The 26,090-nt window shown below is 60.3% G+C and carries 22 protein-coding genes; 15 read left to right on the top strand and 7 right to left on the bottom strand.

The features are described 5' to 3' along the window. Positions 1-4: 4 nt before the first annotated feature. Complete coding sequence (locus ACTWQD_RS16315; RefSeq protein ID WP_443197176.1) at positions 5-1,603, bottom strand: relaxase/mobilization nuclease domain-containing protein; 1,599 nt, start codon at positions 1,601-1,603, stop codon at positions 5-7. Between the two features lie 7 nt (positions 1,604-1,610). Then, positions 1,611-2,006, bottom strand: coding sequence for a plasmid mobilization relaxosome protein MobC (gene mobC / locus ACTWQD_RS16310; protein WP_409017547.1), 396 nt, complete (start codon positions 2,004-2,006; stop codon positions 1,611-1,613). A 245-nt stretch (positions 2,007-2,251) separates the two neighbouring features. On the opposite strand from mobC, the gene ACTWQD_RS16305 reads away from it, so the two are divergent. The 5 genes from ACTWQD_RS16305 to ACTWQD_RS16285 all read left to right on the top strand — a co-directional run bounded on the left by ACTWQD_RS16305 (position 2,252) and on the right by ACTWQD_RS16285 (position 5,824). After that, on the top strand, positions 2,252-2,560 hold the full coding sequence (locus ACTWQD_RS16305; protein WP_443197175.1) for a hypothetical protein: 309 nt from the start codon (positions 2,252-2,254) through the stop codon (positions 2,558-2,560). A gap of 345 nt (positions 2,561-2,905) precedes the next feature. Next, positions 2,906-3,208 (top strand): DUF4193 domain-containing protein, encoded by a 303-nt coding sequence (locus tag ACTWQD_RS16300; RefSeq protein ID WP_443197174.1) that lies wholly within the window; start codon positions 2,906-2,908, stop codon positions 3,206-3,208. Positions 3,209-3,322: 114 nt separating this feature from the next. Then, positions 3,323-3,484, top strand: coding sequence for a hypothetical protein (locus ACTWQD_RS16295; RefSeq protein WP_443197173.1), 162 nt, complete (start codon positions 3,323-3,325; stop codon positions 3,482-3,484). Positions 3,485-3,618: 134 nt separating this feature from the next. Further along, positions 3,619-4,497: an ABC transporter ATP-binding protein gene (locus ACTWQD_RS16290; RefSeq protein WP_443197172.1), complete on the top strand. Its 879-nt coding sequence runs from the start codon at positions 3,619-3,621 to the stop codon at positions 4,495-4,497. 7 nt (positions 4,498-4,504) lie between these two features. Next, the gene (locus ACTWQD_RS16285; RefSeq protein ID WP_443197171.1) at positions 4,505-5,824 is read left to right on the top strand and encodes an ABC transporter permease; all 1,320 of its coding nucleotides are present in this window, start codon (positions 4,505-4,507) and stop codon (positions 5,822-5,824) included. 28 nt (positions 5,825-5,852) lie between these two features. Here ACTWQD_RS16285 and ACTWQD_RS16280 read toward each other — a convergent pair whose 3' ends face one another. Then, positions 5,853-6,197: a hypothetical protein gene (locus ACTWQD_RS16280; protein ID WP_443197170.1), complete on the bottom strand. Its 345-nt coding sequence runs from the start codon at positions 6,195-6,197 to the stop codon at positions 5,853-5,855. 116 nt (positions 6,198-6,313) lie between these two features. On the opposite strand from ACTWQD_RS16280, the gene ACTWQD_RS16275 reads away from it, so the two are divergent. Continuing rightward, a complete protein-coding gene (locus ACTWQD_RS16275; protein ID WP_443197169.1) occupies positions 6,314-6,841 on the top strand; it encodes a hypothetical protein in 528 nt (175 codons plus the stop codon). 175 nt (positions 6,842-7,016) lie between these two features. Here the strand turns inward: ACTWQD_RS16275 and ACTWQD_RS16270 are convergent, their stop codons facing one another. Then, on the bottom strand, positions 7,017-8,258 hold the full coding sequence (locus ACTWQD_RS16270; protein WP_443197168.1) for a hypothetical protein: 1,242 nt from the start codon (positions 8,256-8,258) through the stop codon (positions 7,017-7,019). Between the two features lie 252 nt (positions 8,259-8,510). Here ACTWQD_RS16270 and ACTWQD_RS16265 point away from each other — a divergent pair, with 252 nt between their 5' ends. Together ACTWQD_RS16265 and ACTWQD_RS16260 are read left to right on the top strand one after the other, a co-directional pair. Beyond that, positions 8,511-9,545, top strand: a complete 1,035-nt coding sequence (locus tag ACTWQD_RS16265; protein ID WP_443197167.1) for an HNH endonuclease — start codon at positions 8,511-8,513, stop codon at positions 9,543-9,545. A gap of 193 nt (positions 9,546-9,738) precedes the next feature. Further along, positions 9,739-10,434 carry a hypothetical protein gene (locus tag ACTWQD_RS16260; RefSeq protein WP_443197166.1) on the top strand — a complete coding sequence of 232 codons (696 nt, stop codon included), beginning with the start codon at positions 9,739-9,741 and terminating at the stop codon, positions 10,432-10,434. A gap of 102 nt (positions 10,435-10,536) precedes the next feature. Here ACTWQD_RS16260 and ACTWQD_RS16255 read toward each other — a convergent pair whose 3' ends face one another. After that, a complete protein-coding gene (locus ACTWQD_RS16255; RefSeq protein ID WP_443197165.1) occupies positions 10,537-12,471 on the bottom strand; it encodes an AAA family ATPase in 1,935 nt (644 codons plus the stop codon). A 388-nt stretch (positions 12,472-12,859) separates the two neighbouring features. On the opposite strand from ACTWQD_RS16255, the gene ACTWQD_RS16250 reads away from it, so the two are divergent. After that, entirely contained in the window at positions 12,860-13,441 is a 582-nt protein-coding gene (locus ACTWQD_RS16250; protein ID WP_443197164.1) for a recombinase family protein, read from the top strand. Between the two features lie 73 nt (positions 13,442-13,514). On the opposite strand, the gene ACTWQD_RS16245 is transcribed toward ACTWQD_RS16250, so the two are convergent. Beyond that, positions 13,515-13,841, bottom strand: coding sequence for a histone-like nucleoid-structuring protein Lsr2 (locus ACTWQD_RS16245; RefSeq protein WP_443197163.1), 327 nt, complete (start codon positions 13,839-13,841; stop codon positions 13,515-13,517). Positions 13,842-14,348: 507 nt separating this feature from the next. On the opposite strand from ACTWQD_RS16245, the gene ACTWQD_RS16240 reads away from it, so the two are divergent. The 5 genes from ACTWQD_RS16240 to ACTWQD_RS16220 all read left to right on the top strand — a co-directional run bounded on the left by ACTWQD_RS16240 (position 14,349) and on the right by ACTWQD_RS16220 (position 22,674). Continuing rightward, on the top strand, positions 14,349-16,319 hold the full coding sequence (locus ACTWQD_RS16240; protein WP_443197162.1) for a type I restriction-modification system subunit M: 1,971 nt from the start codon (positions 14,349-14,351) through the stop codon (positions 16,317-16,319). Continuing rightward, on the top strand, positions 16,316-17,677 hold the full coding sequence (locus tag ACTWQD_RS16235) for a hypothetical protein (protein ID WP_443197161.1): 1,362 nt from the start codon (positions 16,316-16,318) through the stop codon (positions 17,675-17,677). The genes ACTWQD_RS16240 and ACTWQD_RS16235 overlap by 4 nt, the downstream gene beginning before the upstream one ends. 2 nt (positions 17,678-17,679) lie before the next feature. After that, positions 17,680-18,615 carry a restriction endonuclease gene (locus ACTWQD_RS16230; RefSeq protein ID WP_443197160.1) on the top strand — a complete coding sequence of 312 codons (936 nt, stop codon included), beginning with the start codon at positions 17,680-17,682 and terminating at the stop codon, positions 18,613-18,615. Positions 18,616-18,625: 10 nt separating this feature from the next. After that, positions 18,626-21,703, top strand: coding sequence for a type I restriction endonuclease subunit R (locus ACTWQD_RS16225; RefSeq protein ID WP_443197159.1), 3,078 nt, complete (start codon positions 18,626-18,628; stop codon positions 21,701-21,703). Positions 21,704-22,500: 797 nt separating this feature from the next. Then, the gene (locus ACTWQD_RS16220) at positions 22,501-22,674 is read left to right on the top strand and encodes a hypothetical protein (RefSeq protein ID WP_443197158.1); all 174 of its coding nucleotides are present in this window, start codon (positions 22,501-22,503) and stop codon (positions 22,672-22,674) included. A 36-nt stretch (positions 22,675-22,710) separates the two neighbouring features. On the opposite strand, the gene ACTWQD_RS16215 is transcribed toward ACTWQD_RS16220, so the two are convergent. Then, positions 22,711-24,993: a hypothetical protein gene (locus ACTWQD_RS16215; RefSeq protein WP_443197157.1), complete on the bottom strand. Its 2,283-nt coding sequence runs from the start codon at positions 24,991-24,993 to the stop codon at positions 22,711-22,713. Between the two features lie 225 nt (positions 24,994-25,218). Here ACTWQD_RS16215 and ACTWQD_RS16210 point away from each other — a divergent pair, with 225 nt between their 5' ends. Next, complete coding sequence (locus ACTWQD_RS16210) at positions 25,219-26,076, top strand: hypothetical protein (protein WP_443197156.1); 858 nt, start codon at positions 25,219-25,221, stop codon at positions 26,074-26,076. Positions 26,077-26,090 lie beyond the last annotated feature (14 nt).

Here is a 26,090-nt window from a genome sequence, read left to right as displayed (position 1 = left end):
TCCCCTATCGCTCGATGCCTGGATTGTTCTGACCGCGGGTCTCTTCGGTCCGTGACTGCGCACCCTGCAGCTGCGCCGCATCCGGTCGGGTCAGAACGGGAGGCAGCAGTGAGCCGCCTCGTGAACGTTCGACCAGGAGCCTTGATTTGAGGGCTTCCTCGGACGCTTCCGGGTGCTGTTGGCGCAGCGTCTCCATGGACGTCGGCTGTGCCTTGAGTGTCTGTGCGGTGGCGCTGGCTTCGACAATCTTGCTGGCAGCCCGGACGGCTGTGGAGAGTCCCCGGATCCGGCGCAGATCGTCGGTGGCTTTGTGCATGTCATGGATGGCTCTTGCTGTCTGGGCGAGCTGCCGGAACATGAGGGCATAGGCGGCGCGGTCACTCTTGGAGGTCGCGGCCAGGAGGATCATGGTGGCCCCGCGTGCGGACGGCAGGGACACTGTCGGGCGTGCCGGGTACCGGCGCAGCTGGGCGGACTTGGCGAGTTCTCGGGCGGCGTCTGCGAGCGGTCCCGGTGTCGGTTCGATCCGCTTGGACCATGCACCGAACGCCGCGGAAGTCTCACGGGCTGCCTGCGCCCAGGCGGCGTGATCATCGTGGCCGGTGGTGGCCAGTTTCTCCCGGAGGGAACTGACGTCGTTGGCGTACTTTTTCCACAGCTCAGCAGATGGTTGCAGCGTCTCCCGGCCGGGGCTGACCGGCCGGCGGTTGCGCGCCGCGGCGTTCCATTCCGCGACAGCGCTCTCCGCTGACTCAGGGGTGCTTTCCCATTCGGCCCGGAGCTTGGGCAACGACAGGTCACGTCCTAACGAGTTGCCGCCGAACCACACGGCGCGTTCTCCCTTGCGGGGGCGTTCGGCCACGGAGTAGCCGGTCACGACGTCGGTACGCCCGGCCGCGTAGCGGGGACGCACGAGCATTCCTTCCTGGCGTGCCCGGCGGACAAACTCTGCCTCATCTGTCGATGCGCCGGCGCAGATGCGCACCTTGCGGGCGAGGCTGTGGCGCTCGACTTCCGGCAGTCCCTCGCGGATGGCTTTGGACTGTTCAGCCGGGGTGAATCCGCGCTCGGCACGCAGGGTCCCGACAGCGTTCAGTCCGTACTTCTTCTCCAGTGCCCGGGCCGCCTGTTGGGACTTGTACTTGCTCTTCCAGCTGTTCCATTTGGTGCCGTCGTCCCGGACCATGGACGCCACGATGTGGATGTGGTCGTTGCCGTTCTTGCTCAGTCCGTGGCGGACGGCGACCCACCGGGCGGGGGCTTTGCCGCCGTCCTCGGTGAAGTCCATTTCCTTCATGAAGTCGTTCGCGATGGCGCCCCACTGCTCGTCGGTGAGCTGGCCTTCTTCTGCGGCCAGACTCAGGGAGCAGTGGAAGACGTGGCCGCCGTCGACCTCGGTCTTGTAAAACTGCTTGGCCCGGTCGAGTGCGTTGGCAATATCCAGGGCAGCATCGCGGTTCAGCTCGTTGTCATCATGCCAGGCTATAAGCGCCGAATCGCCCGCAACGAGGTGCGGTTCTTCATGTTCGTTTGCCCGCCCCGGTCCCGCGAGGTAGATCATCAGACCCGCCATGCGGTCGCCCTGGGTAATGTTCGGAATCACGGAGAGATTACCGCCCGGCCATGTCGGCGAGCTGCCGGTCAATCCGGATGATGACAGCCCGTGCGTGGGCTATCGAGGCAGCAGCTTCTGCCGGCACTTCCCCCGTCGCATTCGCATGCCGTGCAATCTGGTTGATGTTGTTCGCCACGGTCCCGACAAGACGCTGCAGGGTGGAAAGCTGCATGAACTGATCCCGCCGCTCCGACGGATTCTCTGTCCCCTCGCTGAGCGCCGCTTCGATCAAAAGCCGCGGAATAGTCACCCGGTGCTTCTCCGCCAGGGCGAGGAGTTGGGCTTCCTCTTCGGGGCTGACCTTGACCTCGTGGCGGTGCATACGGCCGCCGTCAACATTCGCCCGGCGGCGGCGGGACTTCCAACCGGCGAAGCCATTGCCTTCACTCATATTTCCCGCCCTTCGTTCCTTGCCAGCGCAGCGACCCGGGAACTCCGGGATCAGACTTCAGTCTGCCGCGAACCGGATGGCGATCCGTGGAGCGACACGAACTTAGCCCGGCTAAGTTACCAGCTTGCTCCGTCCAATTTCGTGGATCGATTCTCGCCGGGTTTGTCGGGTGCTTGTGAAATGCCCGGCCCGACGCTGCGCGTCGATGCACGAAAACCGTGGTGCCGCATGGCTAGGGTGGATGCATGCCAGCGATCGATATTGAACAGACACGAAACCAGGCCCGCGCCCTCCTCGACACCCGCATCGAGTCCGTCACCGCCCTGGTCAGGACCCGGCAGCGGATCACCGATCTGCGCGAGCAACTGGCCGAGGCCGAACGCGAGGACAAGCGCGCCTACGTCCGCGCCACCAAGGACGGATGGAGCCCCGAAGAGCTCAAGAAACTCGGGTTCGAGTCCGGCGCCGCGGCCCGCCGCCGCAAACCGGCAACCACTCCATCTGCAACCGAGGGTTCCCGGTCTTCCACCAATGGGGCGTCCGCGGCTGAGTAGGTTTCCCCTCGCCCACCTGGGCACGGCAAAAGCAATTTCCTTCGGGCTTTTCCCGCACTCACGTGGACGACGGGACCCATCTGACCGGCTGCACACCGCCGCCAGGTCACCACGGGCAGGCACGTCGCCACCGGGACCGGCGATCGTGCACAGCCTCCCACCGCCGTGGCACAGAATAAGACCCGGCCGGGGACCGCAAAACCGGTCCCCCTCTACCCAGGCATCGCGCCTTCTCGGGTTCCGCCCCTGCCCCGTGTGCGTCGGCACGTCCCGGAGACCGTGAGCCCAATGTCGGGTAGGGTCCAGACCCGAGCACCCCACCAAAGGAAAAGAGAACCCAGCACCATGGCAGCCGACTACGACGAAGTGAAACCCGACGTCGCCGAATCCCGCAACGCCTCCATCGAAGCCCTCAAAGAGGCCAACTCCCCCGACGCCCGCAGCGTCGTCCTCGAACGCGACGAAGCAGACACCGTCGACGGCGTCGAACTCCCCGGCGCCGACCTCTCCAACGAAGAACTCATCATCCAGGTCATCCCCCAGGCGGACGACGAGTTCACCTGCTACTCCTGCTTCCTCGTCCGCCATAACTCCCAAATCGCGCGAACGAAAGACGGACACAACTACTGCGTCGACTGCGAAGGCTAACCCGAACAACAACCACCGCCTCGCCGGGACAAATATGACAGAGGAGCGCCTCTGGCACGGTGCTAGTCTCTGAGCCTTGCGCCGGGACCGACGGCACACGAGATCAGGCGAATCATGTTTGGAATTCTGGGCATTCTGTACTTCGTAGTGATGGCCGCAATCGCCGGAATGGTGATCTACGTGCTGGTACTCGTCATCATCTTTCTTCGCCTCCACGTTCGGGAGCTCAAGACAACCCAACCGCTGGAACCGGGCAACCCGGAAAACCACCCCTGACTCCCCCGTCAGCCCGGGCTGCCCTTCGCCCAGCATGTCCTTGAGAACGGCGGAACCCACCTGCAGTTAGGCTGGTGGTCATGACGCTGGGGGGCGCGGCCGCGGAGCCGCTTGTACACATCAAAGACTTCCGAATGGATTTCGGGGATACGACGGTCATCAAGGACCTCTCCTTCGATGTCCGGGCCGGCGAAACCTTCGGGTTCCTCGGCAGCAACGGCTCCGGAAAGACCACCACCCTCCGGGCGCTGCTGGGGATCTACCAGCCGACCGCCGGGACCCTCCACATCGGCGGCAAACCCTTCGCACCCCAGGACGGCGCCCGGCTCGGGTACCTCCCCGAAGAGCGCGGCCTATACAAAAAAGAGTCCGTCCTGGACGTCATGGTCTACTTCGGCCGGCTCAAAGGCCTGGACAAACACCACGCCAGGACCTGGTCGCAGAAGTACCTGGAACGCGTCGACTTGGCCGATAAAGCGGCCATGCGGCTCGATAAGCTCTCCGGCGGGCAACAGCAAAAGATCCAGCTCGGCGTGACCATCATGAACGACCCCGAACTGCTGATCCTCGACGAACCGACCAAGGGCTTCGACCCGGTCAACCGCCGCCTGCTCATGGACATCATCGAGGAACAAAAAACCGCCGGCGCGACCGTCATCATGGTCACCCACCAGATGGAAGAAGTCGAACGCCTCTGCGACCGGGTCATCCTCCTCAAAGACGGCACCTCCCGCGCCTACGGCACCGTCGCCGAAGTCCAGGAACAATTCGGCGGCACCCGCTACCGGCTCACCTACGACGGCGCCCTGCCCCCCTCGAACCTCTACGACATCATCAGCTACACCGGGACCGACGCCGAGCTCTCCCCCCGCCCCGGCGGGAACGAAACCGCCGTCCTGCGCGAACTCCTCGACCACGGCGTCGCCGTGAAGGCGTTCACCACCGCCAGGACATCCCTGGAAGAAGTCTTCATCAAGGTCTACGGCGAGAACCACGAAATGGCAGAGGTCTAGGAACCCGATGACACAGCAAACAACCACCCAGCTCCCCACCGGGTCCCCCGCCCCGGCACCGGCCACCCCGCCGGTCCCGCCCAAGCGCCCCTTCGCCCGGCACAACCTCCGCACCGTCGTGGACTTCGAATTCGGCCGCACCATGAAAAAGCGCGGCTTCTGGATCGCGACCCTGTCCATCCCGGTAGTCATGGCGATCGTGTTCGCCCTCATCTACCTCAGCAACTCCTCCACCGCAGCCAGCGCCGACGCCCAAAAAACCGCCACAGTGTCCTTCACCTACACCGACGACTCCGGACTCATCACCCCGGACATCGCCACCGCCATGGGCGGCAAACTTGCCACCGACCCGGACCAGGCCATCCAGGACGTCAAAACCGGGGTAACGGACGCGCACTTCGCCTACCCCGCCGAACCCGCCACCCAGCCGGTCAAGGTCTATGGAACAGACCAAGGCATCTTCGAAAACGGCAAATACGACGCCGTCGCCAAACAGCTCCTCACCGCCTCAGCCCAAGGCGCCGTCGGCAACCCGCAACTGACCGCGGCAGCCAGCGGCGACGTGAAAACCGAATCCCAAACCTTCAAAGACGGCCAGGCCACCAGCGGGTTCGGCGCCGCCATCCCGCCCCTGATGTTCCTGCTCATCTTCTACATCTCCCTCATCCTGCTCTCGAACCAGATGCTCAACTCCACCCTGGAAGAGAAAGAAAACAGGGTCACCGAAATGATCCTCACCACCCTGAACCCGACCACCCTGATCACCGGCAAAGTCATCGCCCTGTTCATGGTCGGCCTCGTCCAGATCCTGGTCTTCCTCACCCCCATCGCCGTCGCCTACATCTTCTTCCGCGACAAACTTGCCATCCCCGATCTGGACCTCTCGACCATTACCTTCGAACCCGCCACCATGATCGTCGGGGCGCTGCTGCTCCTGGGCGGGTTCACCGTCTTCACCGGCGTCCTCGTCGCGATCGGCGCGATCATGCCCACCGCCAAAGACGCCGGCACCATCTTCGGACCCCTCATGGCCCTGATCTTTGTACCCTTCTACGCGATCAGCCTGATCATCTCCGACCCCCGCGCCCCCATCGTGCAGATCTTCACGTACTTCCCGCTGTCCGCACCCGTCACCGCGCTGCTCCGCAACGCCTTCGGCACCCTGTCCCCGCTCGAATCCGGCATCATCATCGCCGAACTCTTCATCGTCGGACTCCTCATCCTCCGACTCGCCGTCCACCTCTTCCGCTACGGATCCATCCAATACTCCAGCAAACTCTCCATCGCCGGCACCTTCCGCAAACGCACCGCGCCCACTGGGAAATGACGCCTATGCCAACCCAGCTCACGGACCCTCAGACGTCCCGGCTATCCCGGCGCCTACGGTGGGCCCTCGGCATGTCAATGACAGGGCTCGCCATCTCAATGATCTTCTCGTGGGACGGTGGGTATCTTCCGCCCATGCTTAGGCCAATACTGGTTCTGGTCTTCTTTGTTTGTACGGCGATCAGCGTAGCCGCACTAGCCGGCATCCGAATCAAAAACATGTCCACCAGGTACGAAGCTTCACGACACTGAAGGTGCCCGTACATTGCGGCGAAGAACCGTGCCAGCCGGTTCAATTCTTCTGTTCGGTCTTCCGGCTTGATCAGAGTGATGGCGAACCACACGCCACCGCCATTGACGTAGCTGTTATCCATCAGGGCACTCGACCACATCCGAAGTTTTGCGCTGCCGGAACGCCCAAACATATGGCTCTTATCAGGGGTCCCTGACATACTGTCCGTCAGGATTACCTGACGGGAAGGCGTGCACCATGGGATGGGTTTCGAACGACAACGAACACGAGGGGTGGGCCGCCCCCGTCGCTCCGGACGGCCGGACCGCGGCCTCCTCCACCAGCGAAGGAATGCTCGTGGAGGGCCTCACCGGCCGTTACAAAGCGGACACAACGCTGCCCGACTACGAAATAGTGCCGGACAAAGAGATCAGCGGCTGGCGCGGAGCCTGTACATGCGGCTGGCGCGGCGAACTGTGGGAACGGGTGTCCTCTCCGACTGCCGCGGACTTCAGCCGCCGCCGGGAATACCTCGCCCCCACCGAATTCGCAGACGCTTCCACCCAAGTCGAAGACGCCATCCACGACGAATGGAAAACCCACCTCGCACCCCTGGAAGCAGTGGCCGGCGTGAAAGCCGCTGCGCGCGAATACACCCAGGCCGGGCAACGCCTCGACAAAACCGTCGCAGCGGCCAAAGCCGCCGGAGCGTCCTGGAGTGATATCGGCCGCGCCGTCGGAATCAGCCGGCAGTCCGCCCACGAACGCTGGGCCGACAAGCAATAACCCAACCCCGAACATCAATGGCGCCCGGCCAGTCGCGTTCGGTGATGTGCCCCTTCCTTGGAACCAACAGGACCCTGATGGGGCACTCCCCCGCCGCTATCACCGTCACAGGTGCAATCTTCGGTCCGGTTCGGTGCGGGCGGTCTTGTGCCAGGTGCCGACCAGGCCCGGCTCCTCAGCCCACTCGGATGCCATTGTCGGCGAGGAACTCGCGGGCGCGGCCTAGTTGGCGGTCGGTGGAGAAGGCGTACCACTGGTCGCTGAGGTTCTCGCCGTGGACGAGGTCGCGGAACCGGGCGAAAGCACCCTTGCCTTCGATCGCCCTCCCCAGCCGGCCTCGGAGGGCCTCATCGTGTTGCCGCTCGGCGAAGTCCGCCATATCGCGCCAGCCATCCTGCGAACCGGTGCAGTTGAGTCGAAGCCATCGGGCCGGGTCCTCTTCGACGTCGATGGCGGCGTCCTCCCCGACGATCATCGGGTCAGTGGCGCTCTCGTCGTACACCTGCCCGGTGCGCAGGTCGAGATAGCCACCGGTCGACAGTCCGGGATCCCCTTCCAGCACCGTGCTGAGCATCTCCAGGTCTACCGGCACCACGCTGCCTGACAGCGGCTCGCGGCGCAGGCCGGCCAGCAGGTCCTCGGCGAGCAGCCGGTCACCAGGGCTGTCGCGCGAGGTCAGCCGGTTGATGACCGACAGCGCCACCGGCTCAGCCTCCCGGCGTCGCTGCTTCAGCGCCATCGGCATGCCGGCCCCCACCTGTTGCAGGGCATCGTCAATGACGTGTCCCGTCACCGCCTCGAGGAAGCGAGCAGCGTCTGCTGCCGCGATGGCCCCACGCAGCTCGGACAGGTCGAGCCCGGGCAACCGCACCTCTGCGGGCCATGAATGCAGCAGCATCGGGTGCCGTTCCACCGGTTTCCCTGGGGCATGGCCCTCCCCGTCGTCGGAAGCCCACCGGCGCCCGTACTGATCCGGGATGCCGCCCCAGCCCCAATACGGCAATGGGACATCAGGACAGATGCCCAATACCTCCAGCGGGTCGACCTTCACCTCCCCGACCACACACCGGTGCATCCAGGCGTCACCGAGATCGAACGTGAACTGAAACTCAGCCCCCAGCCCCACCGTCCGGGCAACCTTAGCGGCCGTAATATCGATTGGTGCGAATATCGGCCCACGGATCGACGAGGCCCATTCGGCGCCCGTGTCCTCGTCAGTGATCACCCGGCCGTCGGCCAGAGTGAACACTGACAAGTGCGAGCGGTCCCACCGAGCGAAGGCATCATTGATGGCACCGGCAAGATCCGCGAAGGTATGCGACGGTCCCACAGCGAAGATACGCCCGGGCCACGGCCACAACTCCTCACCACGACCACCGAGCAACTCCACCGTCACCGACAACCAAGTTCGCGCCATACCCCAAGGATGGCACGCGCCGCGGTGCTGCCTTACTCCCCCGAGCGCCATCATCCCGCGGGAGGACGCTGTTCCGAGGGACGGACGAGTAGACATTCTTGCAGGCGCTTGCAGGTCTGATGATGGCCCTGCAGTCCCGGTCCAGAGCAGCCCCCTGTTACCCCGTTTGAGGATCGTCCTTCGCACCAAGCGAGGGGTCGGAATTCTGCGACCAAAGTCTGTACAAGAGTGTGTCGAGCGCTATCCTTGCATTTGAATAATTTCGAGGGAGAAACACTGTTGCCTTATGTAGCTGTAGCAGTTGGAATCGTGATCGTCGTGCTAGCTCTCCTGGCTTCCTATTGGTATATCGTCCTGCCAATTGTGCTGATTGCTCTATTGGCAGCGAAGCTGCCTCGGCTGATCCGGGACTATCGTAAGAATCGCTACTTTGCGAGCGAAGACTTTTTGGCGAAGAAGGCTGCGATCACCTCGGTCGTCGATGAACACAACGAGATAGCTGAGTACACCTCTGAGATTCGTGGCCGCGGGATGTTTAAGCTTGGCACAGCGGCCACGGGCGCTCACGCGCACTTGGCCTCGTTCGATAATACGAGCAGTCATAACTACCGCCGCGACCGAAATGTAGCCAACTACCAGGCACGGAATGTGCATAACTGCTCGCTTCAAGTTGTCCGCAATGCTAGCTCCGATCCCATCAAGTATCTGATGAAGTACTTCAACATCAAGGCGGACGAGGCAAGTCTCTCTGACGTGGAACGTCTGGGAGAGGAAGTCGCCCGACTCGAAGACGCGGTCGACAATTTGCGCCGACGCGAGTCGAGTATTACTGCGTCGTTCAATCCTCCTGCCTTCATCCTGGAGCACTACGCTGACGAGTTCATGGAGCACGCCGGAGTCGAGCTCTCGCCAATCAGTGTTCCCTATCCTGAATATGCCTTCGAATACGTAAGCGCTGGCGGGAACAGCTCGCAGAGAACGAACATCACCCTGAATACCAGGACCATTGACTCACTCGTCGAGATGCTTTCCCAGAAGATCCGGTTTAGCCAAAGTGCGGCCGGACAGCGAGCCCTTATGACTGCGAAGCTCCGCGAGTTCATCAAGACGAGAGACCTCCACACCTGCCGATACTGCTCAGTTTCGCTTGCTGCGGAGCCCCATCTTCTTCTCGAGGTGGATCACATAGTTCCTGTCTCGAAGGGCGGGTTGTCAACGCCGGAGAACCTGCAAGCCCTATGTTGGCGATGCAACAGGACCAAATCGAACAAGGTCGTGCCCGCTTAATTACGTATCGCCGAAAACTTTGCGGCCCGTTAGCGACCGGAGGCGCTATGACCACCGGGGGCGGAACAGGGTGGCAAGGTGTCCACCCCCACCCCTGTGGACTAGCAACTCTGGTTGCTGACCACGTTTAAAGTTGGTGGCGACAAGGTGGAAGCCCCACTGGGGGCATCAAGTCACGTACTCGGGGGAATGGATGGGCGACGCAAGCAAGTTCTGGGAAATCATGGCCACGGTTATTCCGGTCATTGCGTTGGCCTTCGTGGTCGAGGTTCGGTACCTTCGGCTGGACGAAATGGGGCCTTTCAGGCGGTTGGCCACGTCATTGGCCCACGCAGCCACCATCCTAGTTTTGTTGTTCAGTGAGCTTGCCGCTCTCAGCAACCTGGCAGGAACTCCTCAGGCTCGCTGGGCGGAGTTGGTGGCTCTTAACGGCTGCGCTGCGGGGCTGGCCGTCGTCTTGTCCGGGCCAGCTATCAAGTTTCTCATCATCGGTATCTATGGAACACATCCTGAAACGTACAAAGGGTACTGGCGGGTATCTCGCCTGCTCAGAGAGCACGGGAATCTCGTTAAGCAGATCCACCGCCAGCTGAAGAAAAACAGTCGCCAGCAGGAGGACCTCCGAAAAGTGATATCCGCGCTTGAGGCAAGGAGGGCCACGTTGCCGCCTGCCCGTGATCTTCACACTGTATGGGCAAGAGAAGTGAACGAGGATTCCCTCGCGACGGCCCGTGCCGTTCTGGTTGAGGTAGAAGCCGCCCAATCAAAGATGATGCAACAGAAAAAGGACGCCGAGAAGAACCAGCGGAAGAACGAGCGCCAGATAGTCAAGCTGGCAGGCAGCCAGACGAAGCGCATACTCCGAGAGTTCGAGAGGAATCAGGCCTAGTCGTCGCTTACAGCGCAAGCGTCTCGCAACTCTAGGGATTCGAGGCGCTAAGGTTGCGAGACACCGAGCAGGGATTACCACTCATCCTTGCCTCGATCTGAGTTAGGTACTAATACCGAGGGCACGAACCAGTTCAATATGGAGGGTTTGGAGTAGAGCCATCCCGTCCTCGCAAGGGATAGCCTTACCGTGTTCAGCGATGTAGCTTGCTACATCGCGCTTGCCGGGGATTCGCAAGCCTGGAATGTTCTTCGCCCAGGCCTCCAACTGCTTCGGTCGAGGAACGCCACTGCGCTCGTCCAACGGAGGCAGACCCGCGATAACAGCGGTCGGGTTCCACTCTCGGAGCAGCTGGGCGTACGTCTCTCGATAAACATCGCGGTCAAGAAGGTGCTCAAGCATGAGCGCCCCGAGCCTAACTATGTTGTCCTGGGAGACTCCTGCAGCGAGAAGGTTCTTCTCCAGCTTTTTTCCGCCAGCATCACTGTCTACGAGGAAGGCCACTCGCGCTCCCTCCAGGTTCAGGTCTCTGTAGTCCTCGGGAGAGGATTCGGACAGGCCCGGAGCTATCTGATACTGCAGCTCAGTTAGGCCAGTTGCAGCTCGAATTAGGGATGGCAGAACGAGCATCTCCGTCGCACCTTCGGCGAGCACCACAAATCTAGCTGTGGCGAACGCGGATGCTCCCGCTCCCATCGCGATCATCAGTGGAGTGAAACCACTTGCATTGCGCCAAAAGCTATTTTCGAGAGAACTCTCTTGTGAATTCTCAACTCTTGGAAGCACCGCGCGAACGTTAGTGCCGAGATCAGCAGGCAAGCACGCGGGCGAGTGGGTCGTGTAGATGATTTTCGCGACCTCTTGCTGGCGGGAGAACGAGGCAACGAGGTCCGCCTGCGCATCCAGGTGAAGGTGAGTCTCCGCTTCATCGATGAGGAGAACCGGTTTGACTTCATGTGTGCGCCGTTCGAGAAATGCTACGAGAGCCACGTACATCCGAAGTCCGGCGCTTCGCTCGTTGATCGGTGTGACAATGTCTTCATCTTGGAGAATCTCGATATAAATCGTTGAATCTTCGAGGTTGAAAGCAACTGAAAGATTCGCCTGGCGCCAAGATTCGTTGAACTTCCTCTTGAGCACAGCATTTGCTCGCCGAATGCGTGATCCGTGCGCCGCCCGATTGCCATCCTCAATCTCAGCTAACAGTTCGGGCAGGGAAAGTCCGGCCATGTCCGCGAGGTTCTGAATCGACGCGGGCATGCCTTCCAGTGCGTCTTCACTAAGAGTGAATGTCGAGGGTAACGTTCTATCGCCGTCAGAGAAGAGCAGCGCCTCGGGGAGCATGTTTCCGAGCCGCTGCCGAACCTCCGTACCCGGCGAGCCGGCCTCTACCCAGCTGAGCAGATCGCTGACGGCTTGACGCACGTCCGCTGCACTCTCAATGGCTTCAGCGGACTCCAGAAGATCACGAAGGTCAGGAAGTGCTTCGCGCAGTCGGTCGGCTCCCTCCGCTTCTTTCAACTTCGCGCTCAAGTTGTTGATGACGTGAAGTTCACGCGCCTTTTGTTCCGCCCAATCCTCATCGGTTTCGCCGTCATCACTTGGGCTTAGATCGAATAAGGAGCTATTCGTGAAGGACCGCTGGAACTCTGCGGCTAGTGCAGCGACCTTGCTCCTTGAGCGCTGAGGGAGAGGTTGAACCAGCATGTAGCGAGTGGTGTCTCCAGCCTTCCGGGAAAGTTCAAGCGTTCGCGGAAGTTCCTCAAGATCCATGTCGGCAAAGGACTGTGTTTCATCCTCTTCAAGCACATAGATTCCCCTGACTACGGTTGTGTCATCGCTTGGCCTAGCTGTCCGGGACCGACGGGCAGACGGAAGTGTAGATGAAGTGTCAGTTAGGTAGCACAGCGCATCGAGTAGCGTCGACTTTCCTGCCTCATTTGGTCCTACAACGGCGACGAGCCGCGGAGTCAGATCAATCGATCCCGCAGCGATTCTTCCGAAACCGTTGATGAACGCCTTGGTTAAACGCAACACTGACCCCCTGATAATCCTTAAATGAACAATGCCCCGCCACCGCTTGGCACTCAGGTGTTAGCACCCTGAATCAGAAATCGCGCCAGAACAACGTTGCAACACTAGTCGAGAGGCACGAGATTGACACAGCACTACGTTCTATCTCGATGATTCGATGCGGTCGGCACTCCTTCGGTCAATCGAGGTCGCTTCACTACTAGCCTTTGTCTCGAAACCCATGAGATACGAGACGTCTCGCGGGGCCCACGAAATCCGCGCCGACGGCGGCCAAAATTCCGCCAATTCTCGGGAAACTTCGCGGCGCCCGCGATTCTCATAACTACGTCTCGAAACCATCTGGTTGAATCGGTGTATTCACAGTTAGTTATAAGACACCTTGAGAGCAGGCATGGCGAAACTCATCGGCTACGCGCGCGTTTCAACTCGGCAGCAGTCCACCGACCGGCAGCAGGCAGACCTTCTGGCCGCCGGCGTCCGACGGGATGACCTCTACATCGACCACGGAGTATCCGGGGCCCGGTCCTCGCGTCCGCAGTTCGACCGAGCACTGGACGCGCTGGTCGAGGGCGACACTTTGGTCATCACCACTCTGGACAGGCTCGGGCGATCTACCCAGAACATGCTCGCCTTCGCCGATGCTCTCCGCGCCCGCGGCGCCGGTCTCCGGGTCCTGAACTTGGGCGGGGGCGACGTTGATACCTCGACACCGATGGGGTCGATGCTGTTTACCGTCATGGCCGCTCTCGCCCAGATGGAACACGAAATCAAACGCGAACGCGTCACCGACTCCATCAGCAAGCGGCGGCAGGCCGGACTGGACCTGGGAGGCCGGCCCCGGAGGATCACGGACAGTCAGGTCCGCAGCGCGGTGCGCCTGGTCGAAGGGGGCGCTCCTGCTGCGCAGGTTGCCCGCGACCTTGGAATGTCCCGCGCGACGTTCTATCGACGTTCCCAAGCTCTGGCACCCTAGAGGGTCACATTTGCCACTCCCCTACCGCCGGCGGTTCGCCGCGGCCCCGGGGCCGCGGTTCCGCCGAGGATAGCTAGTGGGCCTCGTCGTACGCTTTCATGATGTCCTGGCTGATGCGCCCACGGGCGCTGGGGTTGTACCCGTTCGCCTCTGCCCATTCCCGGATCCGCTGCGTCTGTTCCCGGTTGGACGTCGTGACCCTGCCGCCCTGGGCCGCAGAGGAGCTGCGAATACGCCGGCCGTGGGCAATGTAGGTCTCCATCGCCTTGCGCAGCCCGACGGCGTTCTCTTCGGCCAGGTCGATTTCGTATTCGACGCCATCGAGGGCAAAACGGACCGACTCCTGGGCGTCTTCGCCTGAGATGTCATCGATCAGTTGAACATGAACTTTGCGGGCCAATGGGGTTCCTTTGCTCGGATTTAGCGGTGTTGCTCCCCCACGCCAACGCCAGTCTCTGAGCTCTACACTATTTCACTCGCGGTTCATCGTCGTTTCCTCATCGGACGCCTCAGAATTCATCTCTCCCGTGATTTTGATCAGGAATCTCCTCGAACGTTCCGCAGTCGAGTTCTGCCGCTGCGCATGAACGCCGAAGAGGACGCCTCGGCCCCGGCTCATAGGCCCCCAGACGACTAGCGCACAAAGGGTCGTTTTTGATGCACTCACGTTTCGGTATAGCCGCTCATTGGGCCCCCGCGACGAAGGGATAAATTCGGGTGACAAGGGACTGGCCGTCGCCACTTCACCGATGTGAGTGCCCCGAGCGGAGCAATCTTCCGCTCTCCCCATACAATTCAAGGCAAGTACGTGCGTGATCGATGAACGCTGCACGGCAATGGGGGCCCTGCCAGCGGCAACTCGCGAACCAACCTCGCCCTCTTGCCCTGCGGCAAGGAAGTAGGGCAAGTGGCCAGCAATAACAACGCCAATCTGGTATGGAGCATCGCGAATATTTTGCGAGGCACCTACAAGCCGGCACAGTACGGCTCCGTGATCCTGCCGTTCACCATCCTGCGCCGCCTCGACTGCGTCCTCGAAAAAACCAAGGACGCCGTTTTGGAAGAACAGGAGGCCAAAAAGGACCTGAACATCCCTCTGGACACCTTCCTGCAGAAGGCGTCGGGCCACAGCTTCTTCAACACCTCCAAGTTCGACTTCGCCAAGCTCCTGGACGACCCCACGAACATCAAGGCGAACATCCTCAACTACGTCCAGGGGTTCTCGGAGAACACCCGGGACATCTTCGAGCGCTTCGAGTTTTACAAGACCCTCGAGAAGCTGGACAGCTCAGACCTGCTCTACCACGTCACCAAAGACTTCGCCGCGATCGACCTCCACCCCGAGACCATCAGTAACATCGAGATGGGCCTCATGTTCGAAGAACTCATCCGCCGCTTTGCTGAGGCCTCCAACGAAACCGCAGGCGAGCACTTCACCCCGCGCGAAGTCATCCAACTCATGGTCCAGCTTCTGCTGAACTACGACGACGACGTCCTCACCAAAGAGGGCATCGTCCGGTCCATCTACGATCCCACCGCCGGAACCGGCGGCATGCTCACCGTCGCCCAGGAACACCTGCACGCACTCAACGCCAGCGCTTCCCTGGTTGCATACGGCCAGGAAATCAACGACGAGTCCTACGCGATCTGCAAATCAGACCTGCTGATCAAGGGCCAGGACATCTCCAAGATCTCCGTCGGCGACACCCTCGCCAACGACCAGAACATCGGCCAACAGTTCGACTTCATGCTCTCCAACCCGCCCTTCGGCGTGGAATGGAAGAAGATCCAACCGCAGATCCAGAAAGAGCACGAGCAGTACGGCTTCGACGGCCGCTTTGGCCCAGGCCTCCCCCGCGTCAGCGACGGCTCACTACTATTCCTGCTGCACCTGGTCCGTAAGATGCGTCCCGCGCATGACGGCGGCTCCCGCATCGGCATCGTCCTGAACGGCTCACCGCTGTTCACCGGCAGCGCCGGCTCCGGCGAATCCGAGATCCGCAAGTATCTGATCGAAAACGACCTCGTCGAGGCCATCATCGCGCTGCCCACGGACATGTTCTACAACACCGGCATCGCCACCTACATCTGGATCCTCTCGAACAGCAAGAAGCAGAAACATCCTGAGCGCGTTGGAAAGATTCAGCTCATCAACGGTGTCGACTTCTACCAGAAGATGCGCAAGAGCCTCGGATCCAAGCGCAAAGAACTCGGCCTAAAAGACATCACCAAAATCGTCCAGCTGTATGGCGTGTTCGAGGACGACGGCGAAACCTCCAAGATCTTCAACAACCAGGACTTCGGCTACTCCACTATCACGGTCGAACGACCGCTCAAGCTCAACTTCGCCTTCACGCCAGAGCGCATTGACGGCGTTCTGGCACAGAAACCAGTCGAGAAACTCTCCGACGACGACCGGCAGCTGCTCGAGAAGACGCTCACCCGGCTCGGCGAAGACGAAACGAAACTCTGGAAGAACCGCGATGCTTTCCTCAAGGTCCTCAAGCCGACTCTGGCCGGCGCCGGTCTGAAGCCCGGCGCGCCGGTGCTGAAAGCTGTTCTCGCCGGGCTTTCCGAACGCGACGAAACGGCCGACGTCTGCAAGGGCCCCAAGGGCACACCCGAAGCAGACACGGACTTGCGCGACACGGAGAACGTCCCGCTCGGTGAAAACATCACGGCGTTTTTCGAGCGCGAGGTTCTTCCCCACGTCCCCGACGCCTGGATCGACGACACCAAGATCAGGGTCGGCTACGAGATCCCCTTCACCCGGCACTTCTACAAGTACGTCGCGCCCAGGCCTCTGGAGGAAATCGACGTCGACCTCAACAAGCTCATCGGTGAGATCACGACCCTGCTGGCCGAGGTCGAGAAGTGAGCCAGCTTCAGCCATATCCGGAATACAAAGAGTCTGGGGCCGAATGGCTTGGCAGAATTCCAGCGGAATGGGAGGTACTGCGCATCAAGATGTCGGTGCAGACTGCGCGAAACGGAATTTGGGGCCAAGATCCACAGGACGGTGATTTCCCTATCTGGTGTGTGCGGGTGGCCGACTTCGATCGCAAGTTGCATTCGGTGAAAACTTCAGAGCGAACAATGCGGTCGATCACTTCAGACGAACTCATTCCGCGCAAGCTCAACCGCGGAGATCTACTGTTGGAGAAATCCGGAGGCGGGGAAAATAACCCGGTCGGCTTCGTGGTTCGCTTTGACCACGACGATGTCGCAGTATGCTCCAACTTCATAGCGAAGATGCAGTTGAGTCCTGGGATGGACTCCCGGTTTTGGACTTACGTGCATGCGACGACATATTCGGTCCGCTTGACGCAGCGTTCAATCAAGCAGACCTCCGGAATCCAGAACCTTGACCAAGCCAGCTACTTCAACGAGCTTGCGCCGTTTCCGCCTCTCAAAATGCAGAGCGGGATCGCTGATTTCCTCGATCGTGAAACCGCCCAGATCGACGAACTGATCGTTAAGCAGGAGCGGCTCATCGAGCTGCTCGCCGAGAAGCGCCAGGCCATCATCACCCACGCTGTCACCAAGGGCCTCGACTCGACCGCCCCCACCAAGCCCTCCGGTATCCCCTGGCTCGGCGACGTGCCCTCACATTGGCAGGTGTCCCCGGTGGGTTCGGCTGCTGAATTGATCCAGACCGGGCCCTTTGGGAGCCAGATACACGCCGATGACTACGTGTCCGGGGGAACGCCTCTCATCAACCCGTCGCACCTCATTGAAGGTTGTATTGCTCCCAACCTTGAAGTGGCAGTTTCCGAGGACAAAACACAGGAACTTCGACGTCATGCTCTGCGGAAAGGTGACGTTGTGGTTGCCCGAAGAGGCGAGCTCGGCAGAAATGCAGTAGTAACAGGGCAAGACGAAGGGTTCCTCTGCGGGACGGGCTCGCTGCTCATACGTCTGCAGCCAAGCGCCTATCTGCCTGAATACTTTTCGCTGGTATTCGGTGGGCAGCACACGCGCGACCGCCTCTCACTACATTCGATAGGGGCCACTATGGACAATCTGAACGCTGGCCTTATCGCTGGCCTACGACTCGTTCGCCCACCCATAGCTGAACAGAAATCGATCCTCCGGTGGCTCGGCAAAATGATCGATGTCCTTGATGAAACCACCAAGAAGGCCGTCCGGTCCATCGACCTGTTGCGGGAGCGCCGTTCCGCCCTCATCTCCGCTGCCGTGACAGGCAAGATTGACGTTCGAGAAGGAGCGGCATAGCCATGACTTTGCCTCAGTGGCACGGCTTCGTAGACCCTGTACTGCGGGTCATGTCGGACGGCCAGATCCGCCGGAACGCTGACATCAGGTCGGCCGTGGCTGAGCGCACCCGCCTCACCGATCAGGACATGGCGGAGGTGATGTCTTCCGGCGAGGCCCGCTGGTCCAACCGGATCAACTGGGCGGTCTTCGATTCCATGAAGGCTGGCCTGCTGGTCCGCGAGGTACGCGGGCAGTACAAGATCAGTGACGAGGGCCTCCGCCGGGTCTCCTCCACTGCGGAAATCACATACCAAACCCTGCTGGAATACGAGCCTTATCGCACTTACCAGAACGCGTCGAAGGCACCCAAGAAGTCGATCCTCCCGGGCGGAGAACCGGTTACCGCAGTCTCCGAAGCGGCAGTCGACGCCGATCCGTCCGAGGCCCTCGAGCACTCGGCAGATCAGCTCAACCGGGTTGTCATCGATGAGATTTACCGCAATCTGCTCGAACTCTCCCCGGACGCCTTCGAGCGCCTCATCCCGTTCGTCGTGCGGGCGCTTGGCTACGGAACAGACCGCGAAGACAACCTGAAGCCTACGCAGCGATCAGGGGACAAGGGCATCGATGGGATTGTCTGGCAGGACGCCCTCGGGTTCGACCGGGTGTACCTCCAAGCCAAACGCTATTCCGAGGGCAATAATGTCGGCGCGCCGGAGGTCCAAGCCTTCAGCGGCGCCCTGGGCCAATTCCGCGCCACCAAGGGCATCTTCATCACCACCTCGACATTCACCACCGGGGCGCGCGCCGTCGCACGCGACACGGCGCACTACACGCTGATTCTCATCGACGGGCAGCGGCTGGCGTCGCTCATGTTCGAGTACGGCGTCGGCGTCCAGGTCGACCGCACGGTGGTCGTGAAAAAGCTGGACCAGGACTTTTTCGACAGTTTCTAGGGGGAACAGAATGGCGCAGCACAACGAAGTGACGTTTGAGGACGAGATCTGCCAGGCCCTTGCGGCGGAGGGGTGGATCTACGAGCCGCACCGGAAGGCGGGCGAGCTGTATGACGCCACGCGGGCTCTGGTCCCGGAGGATGTCTTTGGGTGGCTGCAGGACACGCAGTCGGAGCAGCTGGCCAAGGTCTTGAAGCCTACGGACTCCCCCGCCGAGCAGGGGGTGGCGAAGCTGCTGCTTCTGGACCGGCTGTGCAAGGTCCTGGACAAGCCGGCGGCGAAGGAAGCCGGCATGCTCTCCGTGCTGCGCACCGGGTTCAAGGATGTCGCGGCGAAGTTCGAGATGTGCCAGTTCAAGCCGGCCATGGGCCTGAACCCGCAGACCCTAGAGCGCTACGGCAAGGTGCGCCTCCGGGTGATCCGGCAAGTGCACTACTCCACTGTGGACACCATGAAGAGCATCGACCTGGTCTTGTTCGTCAATGGCCTGCCGGTCGCAACCATCGAGCTCAAGACGGACTTTACACAGAACATCAATGACGCCGTCGAGCAGTACCGGAAAGACCGACTGCCCCGCAACGGCAAGAACAAGGACGAGCCGCTGCTGTCCTTCGGCCGCCGCGCCCTGGTGCACTTCGCCGTCAGCAACGACGAAATCCAGATGACCACCGAGCTCAAGGGCAAGGACACCTACTTCCTGCCGTTCAACCTCGGTAACGACGGGCACGCGGGCAATCCCGTCAACCCCAAGGGATCGGCCACCAGCTACCTCTGGGAACAGGTCCTGCAGCGTGACTCCTGGCTGAACATCATTGGCAAGTTCCTGCACCTGCAGATCAGCGACAAGACCAACCCTGTCACCGGTGAACGCGAGCTCCGCAAGTCCCTGCTGTTCCCGCGCTATCACCAGTGGGACGTGGTCAACCAGCTGATTGAGACGTCCCGCGCCGAGGGACCGGGCAACCGATACCTTGTCCAGCACTCCGCCGGGTCCGGCAAGACCAACTCCATCGCATGGACTGCACACCAGCTCAGCGCCCTGCACAACGCCCAGGACCAGAAAATATTCGACTCTGTCATCGTCGTGACAGATCGCACCGTCCTGGATGCTCAGTTGCAGGACGCGATCTACCAAATCGAGCACAAGTCCGGCGTCGTGGTCCCCATCCGCGGCAACGCTGGCTCTAAGTCGAGCGAACTCACCGCAGCGCTGGTTGCACGCACTCCGATCATCATCGTCACCATCCAAACATTCCCGTTTGCTCTGAAGGCCATCGCCGAGTCCCAGGCGCTGAAAGGCCGCAATTTCGCGATTATCGCGGATGAGGCGCACTCCTCGCAGACCGGATCCACAGCCAACAAACTCAAGAAGGTGCTTTCCGCAGAGGAACTGGCGGAGGTCAACGACGGCGGCGAGTTCGACATGGAGTCCTTCCTGGCCGCGGAAATGGCCGAACGGGCTGACGCTAAGAACATAAGCTACTTCGCCTTTACCGCCACACCGAAGGCCAAAACCTTGGAACTTTTCGGCCGCAAGGGCCCGGATGGGCTGCCGCAAACCTTCCATCTGTACTCCATGCAGCAGGCCATCGAGGAGCGTTTCATCTTGGACGTGCTGCAGAACTACACCAGCTACAAGGTGGCCTATCGACTCACGCATGAAGGCCGGGATTACGACTCGGACGATAATCAGGTCGAAAAGTCTGAGGCCCTGAAGTCCTTGATGAAGTGGGTGAAGCTACACCCGTACAACATCAGCCAGAAGGTCCAGGTGATAGTGGAACACTTCCGCGAAAACGTTGCCTGGCGCCTCGGCGGCAAAGCCAAAGCCATGGTCGTCACCGGCTCCCGCAAGGAAGCAGTCAGGTACAAGCTCGCGATCGACAAGTACATCAGCGAGGCCGGCTACACCAACTTGGGCACAATGGTCGCCTTCTCGGGTGAAGTGACCGATGCTGACTCGGGTCCTGAGGCATTCACCGAACTGAATATGAACCCGGGTTTGAAGGGCCGGACGCTACCGGAAGCTTTCTCCACGGACGAATACAAGATCATGCTCGTGGCCAACAAGTTCCAGACCGGGTTCGACCAGCCACTGCTCGTTGCCATGTACGTGGACAAGAAACTCTCAGGCGTCTCCGCAGTTCAGACACTCTCCCGGCTGAACCGGACAGCGGTCGGCAAGGACCAGACCTTCGTGCTGGACTTCGTCAACGAACCCGCCGAGATCCTTGCCTCATTCCAGCCCTACTTCCGCGAGGCCGCGCTGGAGGATGTGTCCAATCCCAACGTGGTGCACGACCTCCAGACCAAGCTCGACGCCGCCCAAATCTACCTCGAATCCGAAGTGGATGGTCTGGTGAAGTCCTACGTGCTGGAAGCCGGAAACAACGCCTTGTCCAGCTGGGTAGCACCAGCCAAATCCCGCTTCAACACCCGCTATAACGAAGCCGTAGCCAACGCCAACAAGGCCGCCCAGGACGAACTGGACCTGTTCCGCAAGGACCTAGGCTCGTTCGTCCGCGCCTACGACTTCCTCTCCCAGATCTACGACTACGCCGACACCGACCTAGAGAAGCGCGCAATCTACTACAAGCACCTCCTGCCCGTGCTGCGGGTGAACGACGCCAAGGTGGCACTGGATCTCTCCGGCGTTGTGCTCGCCAAATACGCCCTCAAGGACAAAGGTGAGGCACAACTGCAGCTCTCCGGTGAAGGTGAGCTACTAAAACCCCTTACTGACCCCGGAACTGGCCAGGTCAAAGATCCCGTGCTGGTCACTTGGGAAGAGGTTATCCAGCAGGCAAACCTGCCCTTCGAAGGAGAGGAACTAGACGCTGTGGCCCACTTCGTGGAAGGCGTCCGTCGGGAGTTAGTGAAAAACGAGACGCTGCAGAAACAGGCCAAGAACAACTCCCGGAGCCACTTTGGAAGCAGCCCGCATCTCGAAAAGGCGGTCAGCGACGCAGTTACCAATTCCATGGACAGCCACTACAACCTGAGCCTTCAAGCTTTAGGGGACAAGACAAAGATGCATGCCTTGCTCAAAATGTTGAGCGAACTGGTCTACGAGGAACTGCAGGACTGAGCAGATATCCGTTCTTGTGCAGCAGTAGTTTTGCGGGCGCGCTCGGACCCTGAAGTTAGTGACGGCTATGCCACAGCACGTCTGCGAAGTCAGCCCACCAGTGCAAGCGAGTGGGCTTGCCATGGTAATCACGTCGGCGGTTGGCCCCACTTGGGCTGGGGAGCACATAGACGCAACCAATAAAGCGCGAGTGCCGGCAGCCCCGCAGCCAAAGCCCAAAAAGTAGCCCAATAGAGCCGTCGGCGGGCAAGGCGCAGTCCCAGGTTCACCACCCACAGCAGGATGACTCCCAAGATAAGTAAGTCCACGGGCGAGGGCCTCATGCGGCAGGCCGACTTCGACGCCGTAAACGCCCCCGCCAGCCCACCGTCTCGGTGCACATCATGTCTGAGTCCCCGGCCATGCCGCCAAGCCTAATGCTGGTACGCGCCGTCTGCCTTTCAACTCGCATTCGTCGGCCGGATCCTAACGGGGCCGCCAAAAACAATCCTTTTTGACTGGGCGCCTGTTCGGACGCATCGGCGGAGCGAGACCGACACGGCATCCGCTTTCGATGCATCTAGGGTGGATCCATGGGGGAAACTACGAGTGAGCGAATTTCCAGTTGGACACCGGGCAGCCGCAGGAGGAATGTCCTCGCCTGGGCGGCCGTGGCAGTGATCCTGGTCCTTGGTTGGGGGGCCTACGCCGGCACGCTTCTATCGATCGCCGGAATCGACGGCTGGTCCGGGATTGCTTGCGATGGCGAATACCGGTCGGCGTCCTGCGTCTCTTCGTCAGGGTGGCGGCAATTCGAAATGACTATCACCCTCGCTCAGCTTGTCGCCCTGCCCATCCTGGTCTTCAAAGGGATCAGATCGGCTTCGGGGGCCTGGTTCGACCGCGGCTGGATGCTTTGGTTATCCGCGGCCCTGCTGATCTGTATCGCAGTGGCACCCCTGAACAACTCACAGCTCAGCTACCTCCCGTAGCTTCTGCCGAAAATCGATCGTTTCTGACCTACATGGCTAGTCAGTCCACACGAAGTGAAAACCAGCTCCATCGGGTTCCTCGTTGTACGTGTAGCTGGTGAGTCCCAAATTCCGTTCGCATGAGATCAAAGCGGTGTCAAAGATACCGTTCTGACTCCGTCTCTCCCACCGCCAAGGATGGTCCTCGTCCCACCAGGTATGCGAAAGGTCGGGTCCCGTAAGAACCAATGGGAGGCTGGGACTGTTTTGACCGCTAGAAGTCATAATCATGGTTGATCTTTCAACTAGTGCGCGCAGGTCTTGACGCTCTTCCGGAGAGAGCTCGGCTTTCAGTGTTGCGAAGACTAGGAGCGACCTGACGTTATTTTCGGTCAGTTTTGTACGGAGGAACTCGAGGTTCGCGATGTCTTTGGCGTCGATTCTGTTGGCGGTCTTGACCTCTCCTAGGACTGCTAGCCACTCTCGCTCCGCAAGGTAGGTGGCGATGTCTGCTTCAACCTTTCGTCCTTCTAATGTGATCTCAAATCCGAGTACCAGAGGCGGCGAGCCTTCGTTATGGCGCAGTTGCTGCAGTACCGAAGTTGTAGCAAGTGCCGGCAGAAGCGCTTCGATCTGGTCGGCGCGAAGGTGCGCAGCTAGTCGGTAGCGCCACTCAGGGAGGGCCAGACTATGGGAGAGCGCTAAGTTGTATGTCTGCCCGCAGAATTCGCACAGCATGGAAGGACCCAGTCCTTCCACAGATACATAGCTGTCAACGCGACAGTGACTGCAATGGACTCTCAAAGTGGGGACGAAAAGCCCGCTGTGAAACAAGTGGTTCACTGCACGGGTGGCGTACTCTTGCGGGCTCATGTCGCTGTCCATGAGGGGGTGTGGCCAGTTCCCTCTGTTGTTTTCTACGGAATTACGGAGATGGGGAAGGGCTATGCCGGCCGCCTTTCCTGCGGCCAATGTCACGGCCGCTCGTACGCCAGTCTGATTAAAGGTTCCGCTATAGGGGCCGCCAAATCTTTCGGCGGCGCGCGTCTGAAACTTGCCGACGTCCGACTGGCTGATTTTTGCCGCTTTGCTGTCGAACAACAGGCCGAGGACGTCCTGGCAGTATAAGAAGGGAACTCTTAGGTGCTCCGACGTGGCATCCAGGCCAAAAACCACGCCGTTGTATCTAGACCGAACGTGGTCAGCGCCGTGAACGCCATACCGGTCCTGGAGCAGCGCAGCGTGCCGGCGGTACGGTGGGATCTGTGCCGTGAAACGGGGGTCTTGGCCGCGTATCTCTCGGAGCTCCACTTCTACGGCCACGATTCCCCGCATGAACGAGCGCCGAGTACTGCCGAATAGTGGCACTTGTGGCAGGTCAACATCGACGCCGTGCGCCTCCGGTCGAAAATCCACCCGAATGGTCTTACTTAAATCTGTATCCAGTCCTTTAAAAACGAAGGAAGACATTACCTCTGGATGCCCTGGTTGGACCATGAGTCCATCGGCGTGCGCAGCGGCTTCAATCGCCTTCATCACTTCCGCGGATGCCCTGTCAGCCCCAGTGATGTACATAACTTCCCGATCTTCCCCGCCGGTCGTCACTCTGTGGCGAGGAAGTGGTTGGGAGAGCAGATAATCGACTAGATCTGGGTCCCCTTCCGATGGGATTCCAATTACGTTGCACCCAAATGCCCGTGCGTTCCAGAACGCCACAACGTCGCCCGGGAGGTCAGGCTCCATGATGAATATGCCGTCCCCAATCCCCCGATGGTGCGTCCGGGTGCCGACGTCGGTGTGCACCATTGATTTGGCTAGCAGCGCGCATTCGATTGCGCCTAGGTCCTTCCGCGCCAGGACTCCCGAAAGCGGCAGCCGAGTGCACTGTGCACCAATTTTGTCCGGGAGTCCCCACAACGCGGCTAGCACTAGATCTGCAGGGTCTTCCGGAGACCAAACGGATTGAACGAGCTCTGCGGGGTCAAGGATTTCCCGAAGCGGAAGAAGTCCTTTCCGGAACTTTTCATCCCCCTCCTCGCCGAACGGTCCCCATGGCCCACCACCTCGCCAAACCCACCCAGGCTTCCTCAAAAAATCACTGAGCGGACCTTCTGCATTCTCGGCATACATTGAGTCGACATCGAACATCTCGCCCTGCTTTTCCAGCGACTCAATGCCAGTGTTTTTATCAAAGATCGGCATGGACCGTCCGCCCCATACTGAGCTGAGGTTCACAATTGCTTCACGGACTTCGACTCGAGATTTTGTGTCTATTACCAGGCCAGTCCGCCACGGACGGACTGTTACCTTCCCCCTGGCCTCAGCCATCTCAGTTCTCATGATGTGATCGTACTGACCCAGCAATACCAAGAGGGCGCAGCCTCACATCGGAGCGGACAGTATTTCGTATGATTTCTCACGAGGGCGCTTATGAACTGTATTTGCTACGTACCCATTAACATTGCAGATGCACGTCGACCTTGATCTCGCGTTCACGTGCAACCTGCTGAGTTGGGGTATCCGCTAGGACGTCCCCTTCTGACAATACTTAATTTGGGGGACCACTTGAACGACGCACGACGCGGTAGAACGATTGCACTGGCCGGACTACTGGCCATACTGGCACTTACTGCCTCAGGATGCCAGGTAGCGCCCAGCCCTTCAGCAACTGCCTCAGGCGAAACGAGTACCACCGAAAAAGCCGAGTCCGGTGTCGTCGGAACCGGGGAAAAGATCGATACGGCGGCTGGCCCTTACGAAAAGAGCAGCCTCCCCGCGAATGACCCGGCCTACAGCTACAACCCCACTTTCCACGATGCGTCGTCGGGGTGGACTGTCGACGAAGCCAGTGCTGCGCAGAAGCTCGCCATCGACTACATGTCTAAGGAGTTTTTGGATTCCACCGCTCTTGAGGGCGGGGACGCAGAATTCCAGAATTGGTATGCCGCCAACGCCAAGAAGTACTTCTCCGAGAAGGTCATCGATATAGCTGGGCAAAACCCGGGAGAGAATAAGATCATCCTAGGTAATTTTGGGACGAACAGATTAATCCCGAACCTCATCCATGACGGATCGCCCCGGGTGAAGGAAGCGCACCTGGGCGTGACTGGGTTTGGCTTTGTCAACACCCCTGAACTTGGGAATTCTGTCGAGTTCAGCATCGAGTGGAACGCCGGGTATCGGGTCGATGACACCAACGGAGCTGCCTTCGTCGGACACCACACCGGCATGACCGGCGAGCAGGTGCTTAACTCCAAATACGCCACAGACAAGCTCAAGGACGGCTCCGGGGAGAACGTCTACCGTGGGACCGGATCGGCAAATGTAATGGTGACCAAGGATCCGGACGGCCTGAAAATCGTCAGCTTCAGCTCTAAGGCTGACTTTGATACACGGGACTTCGCCAATCAGGACGCCGTATAGGTCGACCACGCAAG

This window comes from Pseudarthrobacter sp. 1C304 (assembly GCF_052245515.1).
In the GTDB taxonomy this organism is placed as follows: domain Bacteria; phylum Actinomycetota; class Actinomycetes; order Actinomycetales; family Micrococcaceae; genus Arthrobacter.
Note: the sequence above shows the minus strand (reverse complement) of the source record. Positions and strands in the feature narration are given on the sequence as shown.